A 16,704-nucleotide genomic window follows, 5' to 3' on the forward strand; every position below is an offset into this window, starting at 1 on the left:
GGGAGGTGCCGCGCGCGCTTCCCCCTTTACGCAACGACAAAGGTCCGACTAGTATCAACCCATTATAGTTTAACCCGATTTCGGACCGCCGCCTTAATGCCTGACAGCCACGTCACATGTCCAAATTGCGGCTACGGCCACGATAATCTCCGCAAATCCACCCGGATGTTCGACTGCCCCGCCTGCGGCACCACGCTCTACCTCGAACAGGACGCGGTGAAACCCATCGGCAACAGTGGCGAGATGCACGACTACCCGATGCTGTTCGGGATCGGTGACACCGTTGAAGCCGAAGGCAAAAGCTACATCATCCAGGGCCATGCCCGTTACGATTACGGCCGCGGGACGTGGGATGAATTCTATGGCGAGGACAGCACCGGCCTGGGTGCCTGGTTCTCCATCGACGAAGGCGACGTGGTCATCCAGCACGCCTTCGACAGCGGCTCCGGCCCGCGCCGCGACACGCCGCCGGCGGTGGGCGAGAAGTTCAGCTATTCCGGCAAGGACTATACGGTGACCGAGGGCGACACGGCCACATGCATCGCTGTGCGCGGTCAATTCCCCGAGCTGATCCGCGTCGATGATGCGCATTTCTTCATCAACGCTTCAGGCGCTTCCGGCCAATTGCTGTCCGGTGAGTTCTGGGAGGGTGGACGCCAATGGTACGAGGGGGATTGGCTTGATCCTTTCACCCTGAAGGTGCGCCGTCAGGATGGGAGCACACGCCCATGACAAGCAAGATGGGCTTGGGTTCGGTCAATTGCACCTCCTGCGGGGCGGGGCTTTCGGTGCTCGGCGGCGGCCGGGTCGAGACGCATGTCTGTGGCTACTGTGGCGCAGTGCTGGACGCGCAGGACAATTACCGCGAGATCGCCAACATCGGCAAACGCAACCACCCTGACAGCCCTGTGCAGATCGGCCAGTCGCTGACCCTCGAGGGGGTGGAGTTCACCGTGATCGGCACCCTTGGCATGGTCGAGCGCTACGGCGGGCGCGAGTGGCGTTGGGTGGAGCATCAGCTGTTCTCGCCCACCCACGGATACCTGTGGTTGAACGTCGAGGACGGGCATCTCAGCTACACGCGCAAGATCCGCGACTACAACATGAGTGCGTGGCTCAGCCCCGCGACGGTGGAGCGCTCGGAGACGCCGCCGATCCGCGTCTACAAGACCGAGCAATATCGCTACTACGACACGACCGTCGCCGAGATCGACTTCATGGAAGGCGAGTTCAACTGGGTGCCGAAACTGGGCGAGAAGACCACGAGCGTGAACCTGCTCGGGCCCGACGCCATGCTGACCCTGACCAAGTCGAAGACGGAGCGAGAGGTGGAGCTGACACGGCTTTTGCCGCGCGCCGAGACCGCCCGTGATCTGGGCTTCGATGAAGCGGCCCTCGGGCCGGTCGGACAGGCGCATCCGCTGGCGCCCTACGTGCCGATGCCTGAGGAACGGCTCTTGCGGCGCGTCCTCGCCGGCGTTGCGGTTGTCGCGGCCGTGCTTGGCATGATCTTCTGGTTCTCGGGCGGGCGCGTGATACTGGAATCGCCCTACCTCGAGACCGCGACACTGCCCCAGATCGTCGAGTTCGAGATCGATAACACCGCGCAATTGGCGCAGCTTCAGTTCCGCACCACCTTCAACAATCAATGGGCGACCTTCGGCACCGAGTTGCGCGATCCGGACGGCGAGGTCATCCTGACCGGCGAGCGCACCGTCTCGTTCTATTCCGGCCGCTCCGGCGGCGAGAGCTGGTCCGAGGGCAGCCGCCGCAGCACGATCCGGTTCCGCCCCACGCAACCGGGCACCTACCGGGCGTCGCTGGTTCAGGTCGCGGCCTCGAACCCCGGCAGTGGCACCGTTTCCATGCGCGTGTCCCAAGGAAAGCCGACGGGCTTCTGGCTGATCGGTCTTGCCGTGATCGCCGGCCTTGGCTGGCTCGCCGTGACCGCCCGGAGCGCGGCCCACAAGAAACGCCGGTTCGCCGGCTCTGACTGGAACGACTGATGGCCCCTATCCGTCTCATCATCATCGGCGGCGCCGTGATCGCCCTTCTGGGGGCCAGTTACCTCAGCTACTATGGCGTGGGCCGCGAAAGCCGTGACCTCGCCGCCGCCGGTCCGCCCTCGGTCCGGGCGGGATCAACAGGGTCAGGCGGGGGCTTCTTCGCCTTCGGTCGGATCAAATGAACGCCATGCAACAACAGGAGCCTTCGCGCCATGTTTGAACAAATCATCCTCGCCGAGTTCATTTCGATGATCTTCTATAGCGTCGTCGGCATGTTGCTGATGTACGTCGCCTACAAGGTGATCGAGATCGTCTCGCCCTTCCCGATCGTGAAAGAGATCGAGGAAGACCAGAACACCTCGCTGGCGATCCTGATCGGCTCTGTCTTCGTGGCCATGTCGATCATCATCGCGGCTGTTATCCTTTCGTGAGCGAGGCCACGGGGGGGCAGGCCGGACCGGATGACGGCGGGCTGACCCCGAAGGTTGCCTGGCTGCTTGCGGCCACCTTCATCGTGGCCGTCGCGGGGCTGATCTACGAGCTGATCGCGGCCACGATATCCTCCTACCTGCTTGGCGACTCGATCCGTCAGTTCTCCTTCGTCATCGGCGTGTTTCTCAGTGCCATGGGCGTGGGAGCCTGGGCCTCGCGCTTCGTGGGCGACGCGCTGTCGGGCTTCGTCCGGGCGCAGATCGCGCTTGGGGCGATCGGGGGCGCGCTCGGGCCGGTGCTGTTCTTTACCTATGCGATTTACGGCTCGGTGGGATTGCCGCTTTACGGCGGCCTCGTCGCCATCGGCGTGTTGTCGGGTATGGAGATCCCCCTGATCAGCCGCGTGATGAAAGAGATCGGCGCCGCGGAATTCCGGTTCGAGAACGTGCTGACCGCCGATTACATCGGTGCCCTGGCCGCGTCACTGGCCTTCCCCCTGCTGATCGTGCCGAACCTGCCGCTAATGAGCGCTTCCCTGGCCTTCGGCATTCTCAATCTGTTGGTGGCGGGCTTCTCGCTTTACCTCTTCTCCGAGCGTCTGCCGCGGCAGCTGTGGTGGGCCTGGGGCGGGCTTCTCCTTGCCGCGCTCGTGGCTTTCGGGATGAGCGAGCGCATGGTCTCGGCTGTAGACGCGCGCCTGTTCCAGGACGAGGTGATCTTCTCCGAAACCACGGCCTACCAAAGCATCGTCATCACCCGCTTCGACGACCGCTACCGCCTGTTTCTCGATCACTCGATTCAGTTCGACAGCCTCGATGAGCATCGCTACCACGAGGCTCTGGTTCACCCCGCGATGGGCCTCGTCCCCGATGCCCGCCGCGTTCTGGTTCTTGGCGGCGGCGACGGCATGGCGGTGCGCGAGGTGCTGCGTCACGAGGGAGTGACCCATGTCACGCTGGTCGACCTCGACCCCCGCGTGACCGAGCTCTTTGCAGAGAACCCCGCGCTGGTCTCGCTGAACGCCGGCGCCCTGACGGACCCGCGGGTCGAGATCATCAACGCAGATGCCTGGGTATGGGCAGCGGAGGCGGAAGAGGTCTATGACGTCATCATCGCCGATCTACCGGACCCCAAAAGCATCGCGCTGAGCAAGCTCTACTCGGTGGAATTCTACGCCATGATCGCAGAGCGGCTCTCGGGCCACGGGCTTTTTGTCACGCAGGCGGGCTCTCCCACCTTTGCCACCGACGCCTTCTGGATTACCGAAGCGACACTTGCGGCCACCCGCAGCCCCACGGCGCCCGGCGAAACCCTCGAAACACTGGCCTACCAGACGTATCTGCCGAGTTTCGGGAATTGGGGTTTCGTCATGGCTGGCCCCGCGCTGCCCGCCCCCGACCGGGCGCCGGACCTACCCGAAGGCCTTCGCTATATGACGGCAGACCTCTGGCAGGCCTCCCAAGCCTTCGGCGCCGATCAGGCGCGGCCAGATGAGGTGCCCGTCAACACGATCCAGGGCCATCCCCTTGTGGCGGCCTATCAACGCGGCTGGGACTACTGGTTTCGATAGGCTCGCGCGTTCGGCAACCGGTGAAAGGGGGCCAGCCCCCTTGGCGACTTTTCTGACGAAAAGATCCCCATCCCCCGGAGTTGTATAGGCCAAGATGAAGGAGCGGGTTCAAGGATCACGCGAGTGGGCACCCAACGTCATAAACCTAATCTTAACCTCAATAGGTGAGCCTGGAGATGCGCCGCTAGCTGGAGAGTGATGCGGCGTCCAAGGTGAAGCCCCGGCGCCCGGACATACCGGTAACCAACCCGCTAAAGCCGACGTCGGGGTGGAGCTCTCTCAGTGCCTTTCTGGCACGACGCTCCCCCTTCATCTTGGCAAGTACAACTCAATCCCCAAATCGGCCAAACCCGTAGCCCGTTGACACGGGCCGCACCCTCTCAGCGTTCTTTCACATAGGGCTCGCCACCCGCACGCGGCGGGATGGCGCGGCCGACGAAGCCTGCGAGGATCACGACGGTGAGGATATAGGGCAGCGCCTGCATGAACTGCACCGGCACGGTGATCGTGAACAGCTCGATGTTCTGAAACCGGTTGCCCACGGCATCGAGCAGACCGAAGAGGAGGCAAGCGTAGAGCGCGTACCAAGGGCGCCATTTCGCGAAAATCAGGGCGGCGAGGGCGATGAAGCCACGGCCGGCGCTCATATCCTTCACGAAGCCGGCCGAGAGCCCGGTGGCGAGGTAGGCGCCAGCGAGACCGCAGAGGACGCCCGCGATGACCACGGCGGAGTAGCGCAAGGCCACGACCGAGATACCCGCCGTATCCACGGCGCCGGGGTTTTCGCCCACGGCTCGCAGGCGCAGGCCGAAGCGCGTGCGATAAAGGACCCACCACGACAGTGGCACGATTAGCAGCGAGGCGTAGACCAGGATCGAGTGGCCGGAGATGAGCTCGGAATAGATCTGTCCCAGGGGTCCCAATTCGGCGATGTCGCGGATACGGGAGACGGCACCGGGCAGAACAATCTCGTCAAAGCGCGCGCTGCCGGTGAGCGGTGGCGTACGGCCACCTTGAGAGAACCACGTCTGTGCGATGACTACGGTCAGGCCGGCGGCGAGGAAGTTGATCGCGACGCCGGAGATCAGCTGGTTGCCCCGGAAGGTGATCGACGCCAGCCCGTGCAGGAGCGACAGGACGATGGAGGCGAGGACACCGGCCCCGAGCCCGATCCAGACGCTGCCGGAGGTAAAGGCAATGGCGGCGGAGAAGAAGGCCGCTGCGAGCATCTTGCCTTCCAGCCCGATGTCGAAAATGCCGGCCCGTTCCGAGAACAATCCAGCGAGGCACGCCAGCAGGAGCGGCGTCGCAAGGCGGATCGAACTGTCGAGCAATTGCAAGATGGTCATGAAATCCATGGGCTCAGCTCCGAGAAGTGGCGAGAGTGAAGGCTGCGAAGGCGAAGAACGCGCCCAGGGCGGCCTCGATATAGCGGCGGGCGTAATGATAGGCGGCGCGCACCGGCGAGGCTGACAGGGCGACAGCCCATGCGCCGTGGCAAGCGAAGGAGAGGACCCACATCGAGCCGACAAACAGCGCGACCACCCAGAGCGGCGCATTGGCGGTCGCTCCGACACCTGCGATGGCCAGCCAGAAGGCGATCGCCTTGGGGTTGGTGATCTGTAGCAGGTAGCCTTTGACGAACAGGGCGCCTGTGCCTTGGCGGCGGACGTTCATCGCTGCAATCGTCGGCGGGTTGAGCGCTTTGCGGAACGCGCCGTAGGCGAGGTACGCGAGATAGGCGGACCCCGCGATGCGCAGGATCATCATCGCCCAAGCAGCCTGGCTCAGGATCAGGCCGACCCCGAGGATCGTCAGCAGGTTGATCGTGGCCGATCCCGTGGCGATCCCGGCGCAGGCGATCAGGCCTGCCGCGCGACCCTGGCCCACGGAGATGCCCATCAGCATGGCAACGGCCGGCCCCGGTGAGAGCGCGCCGACCAGCAGAAAGCTGTGGGCGATAAAGAAGGCAGGCAGGAACGGCAGAAGGGTATCGGTCATTGCGCGGCTCCGATCTGGAGCGTGTCGAAGACCTCAAGAAAGCGGTCGGCCACGACGGGATGCGCCTCCAACGCGTCGAGGGCGTCTTCCTTGCTCACCCAGGCATCCGCCTCGGGCTGCTGCACCACGCCGCGGCGGTGGCCGATCCCGGTCAGGGCCTTGGCATGGGCGCGCTTGTCGAGCAGGGGGTCGTAGGGCGTGAAGCCGCCGGGACCGGTGGTGCGGTGTTTGAAGGCACCGGACTCGATTGACGGGCCGGTCATGTAGTCGATCATGTAGGACGGCAGGTCCGCATCGGGCGTGGTCATCACGACCCGCTCGGCCCAAGCCCGGAACTCCGCCATCGTGACGGCTTCGTAGGTGCAGGCCGAGGTGGCGAAGCCGAGGTCCGCCGGGTCGTCCTTGGTGATGCGCCAGACCCTGCTCATTGAGACCTCGGACGCAGGGCCAGGAAGAGCTTCTCCATCGGCATGCGCACCATGTTGTCGAGCGCGCCGGTGAACAGGATCACGAGGGCCTGGATCACGAGGATCATCTCGCGCGAGATGGCGGGCATTTCGAATTCAAGCTCCGCACCGCCCTGGTAGAGCGCGCCGAAGAGCAACGCGGCGAGGAAGACGCCGATCGGATGGGAACGGCCCATGAGCGCCACGGCGATGCCCACGAACCCGGCGCCTTGAACGGAGTCGATGACCAGACGTTCCGCTTCGCCCTGAACGCCGTTGATTGCCATCATCCCGCAGAGCGCGCCCGAGATCAGCATGGCGATCATGGTGATGCGCACCGGGTTGATCCCGGCATAGACGGCGGCGGTCTGCGAATGGCCGAAGGCGCGGATCTCGTAGCCCAGACGGGTGCGCCAGATCAGCAGCCAGACGGCGACACAGGCGGCGATGGCGACAAAGAAGGACACGTTCAGGGGGGTCGAGGACCGGAAGCCGAGGAAGCCTGCGAAAGCGGCGGCATTGGGCAGATGCGTGCCCTCGGCAAAGCGCGCGGTTTCGGGCGCCATGGAGCCCGGAACGCGGAACACGTTGACCAGCAAATAGACCAGCAAGGCCGAGGCGATGAAGTTGAACATGATCGTGGTGATCACGATGTGAGAGCCACGCTTGGCTTGCAGATATGCCGGGATCGCGGCCCAGGCGGCGCCGAAAACGGCGGCTGCGATGGTGCAGGCGATCAGGGCCAGAGACCAATGCGGCCAGGGCACGGACAGCGCCATGATCGCCACGCCAAGGCCGCCGAGCGCGGCCTGCCCCTCACCGCCGATGTTGAACAGGCGCGCGTGGAAGGCCACGGCGACACCGAGTCCGGTGAAGATGAAATTGGTCGTGTAGAACAGGGTGTAGCCCCACCCGTAGGCATTGCCGAAGGCGCCCCGGATCATGATCTGCATCGCCTCGAAGGGGTTCTCGCCGATCAGCGCCACGACGATCCCCGAGGCGATCAACGCCAGCAGAACCGAGATCAGCGGGATGAGGAGCACATCGGCCCATTTTGGCATCTTGTCCATCTTACGCGGCCCCTTCCGTGACGCCGGCCATCAGTAGGCCCAGGTCGCCCTCGTTGGTATTCTCTGGCAGACGCTCGCCGCTGATCGCGCCGTCGAACATGACGGCGATGCGGTCCGAGAGCCCGAGGATTTCGTCGAGTTCAACGCTCACCAGCAACACGGCCTTGCCCGCGTCGCGCAGCGCGATGATCTCCTTGTGGATGAACTCGATGGCGCCGATATCGACGCCGCGGGTGGGTTGGCCGACGAGCAGCAGCTCGGGCTGGCGGTCCATCTCGCGGGCCACGACGATCTTCTGCTGGTTGCCGCCCGAGAAGTTGCGGGCCGGAAGCCGGGGGTTGGGTGGGCGCACGTCGTAGCGCTCCATCTTGTCGGCGCAATCAGCCTTGATCGCGGCGTTGTCCATGAGGATGCCCGATTGGTATTTCGCGTCGTGATGATAGCCGAAGGCCACGTTCTCCCATGCCTCGAAAGGCATGATCAGCCCCTCGACCTGACGGTCTTCCGGCACATGGCCGATGCCGCGCTTCCGGCGTGAGCCCGCGTCGCTGTTGCGGCCGGTGATGTCGATGGGCTGGCCGTGCAAAGTGACCTCGCCGGATGTGGCAGCGATCATGCCGCCGAGCACTTCGAGCAGTTCGGACTGGCCGTTGCCCGCCACGCCCGCGATCCCGAGGATCTCTCCGGCGCGGATTTCGAAGGAGATGCTCTTGAGCCTCTCGACCCCCGTGGCGTCGACGACGCGCAGGTTCTTCACCGCCAGCACGACCTCGCCCGGATTGGCCGGGGCCTTGTCCACCTGAAGCAGAACCTTGCGGCCCACCATCAGCTCTGCCAGTCCGGCGGGGGAGGTCTCGGAGGTCTTGACGGTGGCGGTCATCTCGCCCCGGCGCATGACCGAGACGGTATCTGTCACGTCCATGATCTCGCGCAGCTTGTGGGTGATCAGGATGATCGTCTTGCCCTCGTCCTTCAGGCGGCCAAGGATGCGGAAAAGCTGGTCGGCTTCGGAGGGCGTCAGCACGCCGGTGGGTTCGTCGAGGATGAGGATATCGGCCTGACGGTAGAGCTGCTTGAGGATTTCGACCCGCTGCTGGTGGCCAACGCTCAGATCCTGCACGACCGCGTCGGGGTTCACGTCCAGCCCGTATTCGGCGGCCAATTCCGTCAAAATGCGCCGCGCCTTGGCGATGGAGGGCTGCAGAAGCGCGCCGTCCTCTGCCCCGAGGATCACGTTTTCGACGACGGTGAAGTTCTCGACCAGCTTGAAGTGCTGGTGCACCATTCCGATGCCGGCGCGAATGGCAGCCTGGCTGTCGGGGATGTGGGTATGTTGTCCGTTGATCCAGATCTCTCCGGCGTCGGCCTTGTAGAAGCCGTAGAGGATCGACATCAGCGTTGATTTGCCCGCGCCGTTTTCGCCGACGATCCCGTGGATCGTGCCCTTCTTCACGGAAATCGAAATGTTCTTGTTCGCTTGCACCGGGCCGAAGGCTTTCGAGATGCCCTTTAGCTCGATGGCCGGGAAGGAAGAGGCGGGTGCCGTCATGGGTGCGGTCCTTGGCGGGGTATATGATACGGGCCGCGTCCGAATGGGGCGCGGCCCGAAGGTGTCGGGAATGCGCGGGCCGCGAGCGGCCCGGCAGACCGGATCTTACTGCATGGCGACGGGGCAGGTGCCGTCGTCGGAGAAGTTGTGCACTTCGATCTCGCCCGCAATGATCTGTTCGCGCGCGGCGTCCACGGCGGCGATCATCTCTTCGGTCACCAGCTCGGCGTTGAACTCGTCCATCGCGTAGCCAACGCCGTCTTCGGCGAGGCCGTAGACGAAGATGCCGGGCTCGATGGTCTCGGCGGAGAAGCTGTCATAGACGGCCACGTCCACGCGCTTGACCATGGAAGTCAGGACCGAACCGGGGTGCAGGTAGTTCTGGTTGGCGTCCACGCCGATCGACAGGATGCCTTCGTCGGCCGCGGTCTGCAGCACGCCAAGGCCGGTGCCGCCAGCAGCAGCGAACACCACGTCAGAGCCCTGACCGATCTGGCCTCGGGTCAGCTCTCCACCGCGCACCGGGTCGTTCCAGGCGGCAGGGGTCGTGCCCGTCATGTTGGCGATGACCGTCGCGTCGGGGTCGGCTGCGACCGCACCCTGCGCAAAGCCGCAGGCAAAGCGCGAGATCAGCGGGATGTCCATGCCGCCCACAAAAGAGACGGTGCCGGATTCGGACGCCATGCCGGCCATCATGCCGACGAGGTAGGAGCCTTCATGCTCGGAGAAAATGATCGACTGCACGTTCGGCGCATCGACCACGCCGTCGATGATGACGAAGGTCGTGTCGGGATAATCGGGCGCAACAACCTCGAGCGCGGAGGCCTGGCTGAAGCCTGCCATGACAATCGGGTTGGAGCCGGCCTCGGCGAGGCGGCGCATTGCCTGCTCACGCTGAGCGTCGTTCTGGAGCTCGATCTCGCGGTAAGTGCCACCGGTTTCCTCGGCCCAACGCTCCGCACCGTTGAAGGCGCTTTCGTTGAAGGAGCGGTCGAACTTGCCGCCCAGGTCGAAGATGATCGCAGGGCCGTCCGCCAGCACGCCGGTGGCGGAAATGGCAAGCGTGGCGCAAGCGCCGAGCAGGGTTTTCATCATGGTCATAGGGTCGTCTCCCAAGTCAGGTTGCGGGGCGCTTTTGATACCGGCCTTATGGTGGCCTTGCGTCCCCAAACGCGTGGTACTCCGTCGAACAACGGAATCCTCATGGGGAATAAGGGCAAAGGGCAAGCGGAGGGTCAAGCCAATTCCGGAGGACAAGGGGCCTCGAGACGCGGGTTTACGTTACGTGCCCGCCGGAATTGCACAGGACATCAGCACCGCGTCGCTGTGGCGGCCGTCCGCATGGCGGTAGTATCCCGGGCGGAGGCCCGTTCGGGTGAAGCCGTTCTTCTCGTAGAGCGCCAAGGCCGCGGCGTTGGTCTCGTCAACCTCGAGAAACACGTCGGTGACGCCCCGCCCGGCGGCGGCCTTCAGGGCCTCGTTCAGCAGTTTGCGTCCTTCGCCCTGCCCCCGACGGGCGGGGTCGACCACGATGGTCACGACCTCGGCTTCCGGCACGATCACCTGCAGAATCGCGAATCCGGTGGCGGTACTGGTGGCAAGCGTCGAGGGGCGCGCCAGCAGGTCGGCGAATTCATCCTCGGACCAGCCGCGTGTGAAGCTCGCCCCATGGAGCCGCGCCATCTCGGCCGGCGTCATAGGATCACCGGCCCTTTTTCGCGGGAGGGGGCGGCATCTGCAGGCTTGATATAGAGCGGCGCGGGGCGGGTTTGCCCGGTGCCGAGCCGCTCAGCTGCCAGATGGGCAATGGCGCAGGCCGGGGCACAGGCGGCGGGAGCATGGGGGAGGCCGAGGGGCTCAGCGTGTTCCGCAACGCCGTCGCCCACCAGCGTGATGCCCGGCGTGACCCATTGGTGCAGCTCTGCCTTGGAGATCATCGTTGCCGCGCACGCGACGTCTGCTCCGAAACGCTGAAGGTAGGCCATGTCGCGGGGGGCGCTCAGGAGCGCGAGACAGGGGCGCGGAGCGTGAAAGGCCAGCGCGTCGAGCATCGAGACGCCGATGGCGGGCCGCGCAAGGGCCAGTGCCAGCCCGCGCGCCGCTGCGACGGAAATCCTGATGCCGGTGAAATTGCCGGGGCCGATTCCGACACCGATCGCGTCAAGCTGCTTCAACTCGACCTGCGCCTCGGCGAGGGTTTCCTCGATCAGGGGCATCAGGCGCTCGGCCTGGCCCGTGGCCATGTCCACGGATCTGGCGGCACAGATCTTTGAACCGCGCAACACGGCCGTTTCGACCCAGGGGCCGGAGGTGTCGAATGCGAGGATCGTCGGATGCGCCATGGCAGCGGCTTAGCCGCTCCTGCCCGGCCTGTGCAAGCGGGGCAGGGCAGCAGGTGCTGAATCGTGTCAGGTGTTGACGGGGCGCACTTCCACGACTTCGGGAATATAATGGCGCAGCAGGTTCTCGATGCCCATTTTCAGGGTCAGCGTCGACGAGGGGCAACCCGCGCAGGCGCCCTGCATATGCAGATAGACAACGCCGCGATCGAAGCCATGGAAGGTGATGTCACCGCCATCCTGCGCCACGGCGGGACGCACGCGGGTATCAAGCAAGTTCTTGATCTGACCCACAATCTCGCCGTCTTCACCGCTATGCTCAGCATGGCCGCCGTCAGCCTTGTGGTCGCCTTCCATCACCGGCTCGCCGGATTGATAGTGCTCCATGATCGCGCCGAGAATGGCAGGTTTCACATGGTCCCACTCCACCGAATCCGCCTTGGTGACGGTGACGAAGTCGATCCCGAAGAACACACCGGTGACGCCCTCGACCGCGAAGATGCGCGACGCGAGAGGCGACTTGGCCGAGGTCTCCTTGCTCGGAAAATCGGCGGTCCCCATCTCCAGCACGGTCTGGCCGGGCAGGAATTTCAGGGTCGCGGGGTTCGGAGTGGATTCGGTCTGAATGAACATCGGCGCATTTCCTTACTGGTTAGGTCAGATATGCGCCCGACAGGTCGCAGAGTCAAGGAACTGGAATCATTCTAAAGTGGAAGAACGCGCGGTTGTGACGGCCCCGTCGTCCGCGGAGAACCCTCAGGTAATCGCTTCCAACTGTTCCTTGCTGAGCTCTACCGGGACGATTGTCATCGGGGCGGGGAGGTTGCCGGCCATTTTGGTCATTGCCGTGACCAGCGGGCCCGGGCCGCCCTTGCCGGAGTTCGCGCCGAGCACGAGGACGCCGATTTCCTTGTCGGCCTCGATATGGGCGAGGATCTGCTCCTCCGGCACGCCTTCGCGGATGACAAGCGTGGGGTCGATGTCCTGCTTGTCCCGCATCCATTTGGCAAAGACGTTGAAGTGCGCCTCGATCCGTTCGCGGGCTTCGGCTCGCATGATGTCGCCGACGCCGATCCAGTGATTGAACTCGTCCGGCGGGATGACCGACAGGATCTCGACTCCGCCCCCGGTATTATGGGCGCGCATTGCCGCGAAACGCATCGCGTTCAGGCATTCGCGGGTGTCATCGAGCACGACGAGAAATTTACGCATCAGATTTGTCCCTCTTCCGACGCCCGACAATGCCGATTGCGGGCGGGCGTGTCTACCGGCGATTAAGCGGTGGAGGCCGCCCAGTCCCAGTAGAGCTCACGCGCGCGTTTCGTGATCGGCCCGTGCTGGTAATGGGTGCCGTCGAACTCCAGAACCGGGGTAACCTTGTTGAGGTTGCCGGTCATAAAGACCTCGTCCGCGGCGCGGAAATCATCGAAGGTCAGGACGGCCTCGGTGACGGTGACGCCATCGGCGCGCAGGTTGGCGATGTGCCGTTGCCGCGTGATGCCGTTGAGGAAGGTGCCGTTCGGGATCGGGGTGAAGGCCTCTCCATCGCGGACCATGAAGATGTTGGCGGTCGCGGTCTCGGCCACGTTGCCCATGGCGTCACACACCAGCGCGTTGTCGTAGCCCTTGGCGCGCGCTTCCATCAGCATTCGCGCGTTGTTCGGGTAGAGGCAGCCCGCCTTGGCGCCAAGCACCGCCGTGGCCAGCACCGGACGGTGGAACTGCGTTTTTGCCAGCCGCGAGGCCGCGTCCGGCGCGGCCATGGGGACTTCTTCGAGGCAGACGTAGAACCCCGCCTCGGCATCGCCGGGCACGATTCCGTAATGGCCGCCCTGAATGCCGAAAAAGTTGGGACGCACGTAGACCGCGACATCGGTCGGGTAGCGTTTCAGCCCTTCCCAGATGATGTCGTAGATTTCCTGCCCGGTCTTGCCGGGGTTCAGGGAGAGCGCCTTGGCGGAGCGTACGACACGCTCGCAATGGGCCAGAAGGTCCGGCGCGAGGCCGTCGACGTAGCGCGCACCGTCAAAGACCGTGGTCGCCTGCCATGCGCCATGGTCGGCCGCGCGCATGACGGGGATATCGTCGTCATGCCAAGCGCCGTCGAAGTAGGTTTTGATATTGGTTCCGGTCGCCATCGTCATTCCCCTGTCCTGTTTCAGGGGAACGTATGCCCAGGCTAGATGGAAGGTCCAGAGGTGAAGCCCATCTGGTAGTCCATGCTCACGCCTTCGGAGGCATCGGCACGGGGTTCGGCACGGGTTGTCTTATGGTCGGTGCGAGCCGCCTTAACGGGCTTGCGGTCGGTCGTGGCCGTGGCCGGAATCCGATCGGTGACGCGGACAGAGTCGGTACGTTTATCGAGACGCCTGTTCATACAGTTCCCCCAAGAATGATAGCGATGTGTGGTTTGCTCGGCAGTTATATGCCTATGCTTCCGTAAATGTCCAGTTAACGTTCACGCTTCGTCCCCATGACGTCAGGACAGGAGGCGTGAACAGCCCCGCGCCGCACGAAAATTTCGCTGAAAGATGTTAGCGTTACCAGATTGGTCGCCGCGCCCGGAGCATGAACAAAAAAATTCCGATGCGCGGCGATTCTGCGGCTCAGCTCCGCAGCATGCCCACGATGTCGTAGGTCTGCTCGAGGATCGGCACGGTGATTTCCCGCGCGCGCTCGGCGCCGCGCCCGAGGATGCGGTCGATCTCTGCGGGGTCGTCCATCAGCCGCGACATCTCGGAGGAGATCGGCGAAAGCTTCGCCACGGCGAGGTCGGCGAGGGCCACCTTGAAGTGGCCGAACATCGCGCCCGCGTGCTCGTCGAGGACCGCTTGCGGATCAAGATCGGCCAGCGCCGCGTAGATGTTCACCAGGTTGCGCGCGTCGGGACGCTCGGCCAGCCCATCCACCGCGTCGGGCAGGGGGTCCGGGTCGGTTTTGGCCTTGCGGATCTTCTTGGCGATCGCGTCGGCATCATCGGTCATGTTGATCCGCGTCTTGTCCACCGGATCGGACTTCGACATCTTCTTGGTGCCGTCCTGCAGGTTCATCACCCGCGTGGCCGCGCCTTCGATCACCGGCTCGGTGATCGGGAAAAAATCCACGCCGTAGTCATGGTTGAACTTCGCGGCGATGTCGCGCGTCAGCTCCAGATGCTGTTTCTGGTCGTCACCCACGGGCACATGGGTGGCGTGGTAGATCAGGATGTCGGCAGCCATCAGCGCGGGATAGGCGAAAAGCCCGAGCGAAGCGCCTTCGGCGTCCTTGCCGGACTTGTCCTTCCACTGGGTCATGCGACCCATCCAGCCCATCCGCGCCACGCAGTTGAAGATCCACGCCAACTGCGCGTGCTCCGGTACCTGGCTCTGGTTGATCAGGATCGACTTCTCAGGATCGACGCCCGAGGCGATGAAACCGGCGCAGAGCTCGCGGGTGTTGTTGCGCAATTCGTCCGGCGACAGCAGGCGCGCGGTGATCGCGTGCAGGTCGACCATGCAGAAGATCGTCTCGTGAGTGCCGGCGTTCTGGGTCTGGGCAAACCGCTTCAGGGCACCAAGGTAATTGCCGAGGGTCAGCCCGCCCGAGGGCTGGATACCCGAAAATGCGCGCGGTTTGAACTGGGTCTCGGCCATGGTGATCGTCCTTCACAGGCGTGGTTATTTCCGCCCGGCCCACTGGCCAATCGGCGCGGACGGGCTTACCCATGGGGGCAAGGATCGTCAACCAAGGGGTCGTCTCGATGGACCAGCACAACGTCTCTCCGTTCAACGCACTGCCCCCGGTCGTGATCGCCCTCGCGGTGGTGATTTTCGGATTGGAGCTGATGTTTCAGGCGGCCACCGCAGGATTTCTTGGCGGGCAGGGCGGCCTCGCGTGGCGGTTGGCAGCCGTGCAGGACTACGCCGTGCTCGATGCAGTCTGGACCTGGATGATCTCCACCGGGCAGTTTCCGGTCGAGCATCTCGTCCGCTTCATCGCCTATCCGTTGATCCATCAGGGCTTCGTCCACGCGGCCTTCGTAGTGGTCTTCATCCTCGCGCTCGGCAAGATGGTTGCGGAGGTCTATTCGGTCGCGGCCTTCCTCGCCGTCTTCTGGATCTCTGCGATCATGGGCGCGCTCGGCTTCGTGGTTCTGATGGACAGCGAGTATCCCCTGATCGGCGGCTACCCGGGGGTCTACGGGCTGATCGGCGCCTTCACCTTCCTGATGTGGGTGCGGGCCGAGGCAGAAGGCTCGGGCCAGTTGCGCGCCTTCGGGTTGATCGGCGTCCTCTTGGGAATCCAGCTTCTCTTCGGGTTGATTGCCGGAGAGTTTGGCCGCGTCGTCGCGGATTTCTCGGGCTTCGTGACCGGTCTGGCGCTGTCGTTCGTCGTCAGCCCCGGCGGGTGGCGACGGATGCTGGCGCGGGTGCGTCAGCGCTGAGCCCGAACATCGCGGCGTATTCTTCCTGCTGCTGCTCGGGCAATCGGTTCTGCTTCAGATAGGTCATCTTGCGATGCATCAGCCCGCGCTTCTGGCGCATGTTTTCGCCCGTGTTCATCACGTAAAGACCGGCCGGAAAGGGTAGCGGGGCAAGCGTGAGGCCGAGCGCCTTGGTCACGCGCAGGAAATTGCGGTGGCCGGAGCCGTAGAACAGTGTTGCCTGCTCTGCCGCCCGCCGCTCCGGCGCGCGGAAATCGACGTAGATCGCGGCGCTGGAGCCGCATTGGCTGAGGAACGGGCGGCTTGTCGGATAACGCAGGCTGCGCGGGCCGCAGCGGGCGATGGTCCCGGTCTCGGCATCGAGCATACCGCCCCACTTGTACCAATACCCTTGCCCGTTGTTGTCCGAGCGGATGTGCGCAACGACGTCAGGGTGCAGGATGTCATCGGCATCCAATGCGTGGAGGTAACCATCCCGCCCCGCCAGATGATTGGCCAGTTCCTGCATCAGGTGCATGACCTTCTGCCGCTTGTCCATGCCCGTGACCTCTGCCTCGAAGGGCAGGAAGACGATCCTCGGATCGTCGGGTAGCCCCTCGGGCCGATCCTGGGAGGTCAGCAGCAGCGTCCAGTTCGGATCGCTCTGGGCCAGCAGGCTACGCACCATCCGGGCCACGCCAGCAGAGACCTTGGCCCAATCCTCGGCAAAATGCTTGCCCATCAGCGGCGCGCAGAACACTACCGGCACGTCGCTAGAGGGGGCGACACGCTCGGCATTCTCGCGCAGATCACGCAGGGTGCGGTCGCGTTCAGTGGGGCGGAGCCACGATTTGATGGCGCCTTTCACGGTCCTGGGGTTCAAGGGGGC

General features: G+C 64.3%; 19 protein-coding genes. 6 read left to right on the forward strand and 13 right to left on the reverse strand.

Translation table 11 applies throughout. The features are described from left to right. The first annotated feature begins 96 nt into the window (after positions 1-96). From KYE46_RS04400 to KYE46_RS04420, 5 genes are read left to right on the forward strand one after another with little or no spacing between them, the layout of a single operon-like run. Complete coding sequence (locus KYE46_RS04400; protein WP_219003731.1) at positions 97-732, forward strand: DUF4178 domain-containing protein; 636 nt, start codon at positions 97-99, stop codon at positions 730-732. After that, a complete protein-coding gene (locus KYE46_RS04405; RefSeq protein WP_219003733.1) occupies positions 729-2,006 on the forward strand; it encodes a DUF4178 domain-containing protein in 1,278 nt (425 codons plus the stop codon). Before KYE46_RS04400 ends, KYE46_RS04405 begins: the two co-directional genes overlap by 4 nt. Next, complete coding sequence (locus KYE46_RS04410) at positions 2,006-2,188, forward strand: hypothetical protein (RefSeq protein WP_219003735.1); 183 nt, start codon at positions 2,006-2,008, stop codon at positions 2,186-2,188. The genes KYE46_RS04405 and KYE46_RS04410 overlap by 1 nt, the downstream gene beginning before the upstream one ends. A 30-nt stretch (positions 2,189-2,218) precedes the next feature. Then, a complete protein-coding gene (locus KYE46_RS04415) occupies positions 2,219-2,437 on the forward strand; it encodes a DUF350 domain-containing protein (RefSeq protein ID WP_219003737.1) in 219 nt (72 codons plus the stop codon). Then, entirely contained in the window at positions 2,434-4,008 is a 1,575-nt protein-coding gene (locus KYE46_RS04420) for a polyamine aminopropyltransferase (protein ID WP_346345223.1), read from the forward strand. The genes KYE46_RS04415 and KYE46_RS04420 overlap by 4 nt, the downstream gene beginning before the upstream one ends. A gap of 380 nt (positions 4,009-4,388) precedes the next feature. On the opposite strand, the gene KYE46_RS04425 is transcribed toward KYE46_RS04420, so the two are convergent. The 12 genes from KYE46_RS04425 to trpS form a co-directional block, all read right to left on the reverse strand. After that, entirely contained in the window at positions 4,389-5,366 is a 978-nt protein-coding gene (locus tag KYE46_RS04425) for an ABC transporter permease (protein ID WP_219003739.1), read from the reverse strand. 4 nt (positions 5,367-5,370) lie between these two features. Beyond that, positions 5,371-6,009, reverse strand: a complete 639-nt coding sequence (locus KYE46_RS04430) for a LysE family translocator (protein WP_219003740.1) — start codon at positions 6,007-6,009, stop codon at positions 5,371-5,373. Then, positions 6,006-6,437 carry a hypothetical protein gene (locus KYE46_RS04435; RefSeq protein ID WP_219003741.1) on the reverse strand — a complete coding sequence of 144 codons (432 nt, stop codon included), beginning with the start codon at positions 6,435-6,437 and terminating at the stop codon, positions 6,006-6,008. Before KYE46_RS04435 ends, KYE46_RS04430 begins: the two co-directional genes overlap by 4 nt. Next, positions 6,434-7,525, reverse strand: coding sequence for an ABC transporter permease (locus KYE46_RS04440; RefSeq protein WP_219003742.1), 1,092 nt, complete (start codon positions 7,523-7,525; stop codon positions 6,434-6,436). The genes KYE46_RS04435 and KYE46_RS04440 overlap by 4 nt, the downstream gene beginning before the upstream one ends. A gap of 1 nt (position 7,526) precedes the next feature. After that, positions 7,527-9,074, reverse strand: coding sequence for an ABC transporter ATP-binding protein (locus KYE46_RS04445; protein WP_219003743.1), 1,548 nt, complete (start codon positions 9,072-9,074; stop codon positions 7,527-7,529). 105 nt (positions 9,075-9,179) lie between these two features. Then, entirely contained in the window at positions 9,180-10,175 is a 996-nt protein-coding gene (locus KYE46_RS04450) for a BMP family lipoprotein (RefSeq protein ID WP_219003744.1), read from the reverse strand. A gap of 180 nt (positions 10,176-10,355) precedes the next feature. After that, a complete protein-coding gene (gene rimI, locus KYE46_RS04455; RefSeq protein WP_219003745.1) occupies positions 10,356-10,772 on the reverse strand; it encodes a ribosomal protein S18-alanine N-acetyltransferase in 417 nt (138 codons plus the stop codon). After that, positions 10,769-11,416 carry a tRNA (adenosine(37)-N6)-threonylcarbamoyltransferase complex dimerization subunit type 1 TsaB gene (tsaB, locus tag KYE46_RS04460; protein ID WP_219003746.1) on the reverse strand — a complete coding sequence of 216 codons (648 nt, stop codon included), beginning with the start codon at positions 11,414-11,416 and terminating at the stop codon, positions 10,769-10,771. Before tsaB ends, rimI begins: the two co-directional genes overlap by 4 nt. Positions 11,417-11,482: 66 nt before the next feature. Then, entirely contained in the window at positions 11,483-12,046 is a 564-nt protein-coding gene (locus KYE46_RS04465) for a NifU family protein (RefSeq protein WP_219003747.1), read from the reverse strand. 123 nt (positions 12,047-12,169) lie between these two features. Beyond that, positions 12,170-12,625, reverse strand: a complete 456-nt coding sequence (locus KYE46_RS04470) for a universal stress protein (protein WP_219003749.1) — start codon at positions 12,623-12,625, stop codon at positions 12,170-12,172. Between the two features lie 62 nt (positions 12,626-12,687). After that, entirely contained in the window at positions 12,688-13,551 is an 864-nt protein-coding gene (locus KYE46_RS04475; RefSeq protein ID WP_219003751.1) for a branched-chain amino acid aminotransferase, read from the reverse strand. A gap of 468 nt (positions 13,552-14,019) precedes the next feature. Beyond that, positions 14,020-15,045, reverse strand: coding sequence for a tryptophan--tRNA ligase (trpS, locus tag KYE46_RS04480; RefSeq protein WP_219003754.1), 1,026 nt, complete (start codon positions 15,043-15,045; stop codon positions 14,020-14,022). Between the two features lie 71 nt (positions 15,046-15,116). Between trpS and KYE46_RS04485 the strand changes: the two genes are divergently transcribed. After that, a complete protein-coding gene (locus tag KYE46_RS04485; protein ID WP_247716911.1) occupies positions 15,117-15,836 on the forward strand; it encodes a rhomboid family intramembrane serine protease in 720 nt (239 codons plus the stop codon). Here the strand turns inward: KYE46_RS04485 and KYE46_RS04490 are convergent. Next, positions 15,787-16,698, reverse strand: coding sequence for a putative rhamnosyl transferase (locus KYE46_RS04490; protein ID WP_219003755.1), 912 nt, complete (start codon positions 16,696-16,698; stop codon positions 15,787-15,789). The genes KYE46_RS04485 and KYE46_RS04490 overlap by 50 nt on opposite strands. Positions 16,699-16,704 lie beyond the last annotated feature (6 nt).

The sequence above is a fragment of the Gymnodinialimonas ceratoperidinii genome, assembly GCF_019297855.1.
In the GTDB taxonomy this organism is placed as follows: Bacteria; Pseudomonadota; Alphaproteobacteria; order Rhodobacterales; family Rhodobacteraceae; genus Gymnodinialimonas; species Gymnodinialimonas ceratoperidinii.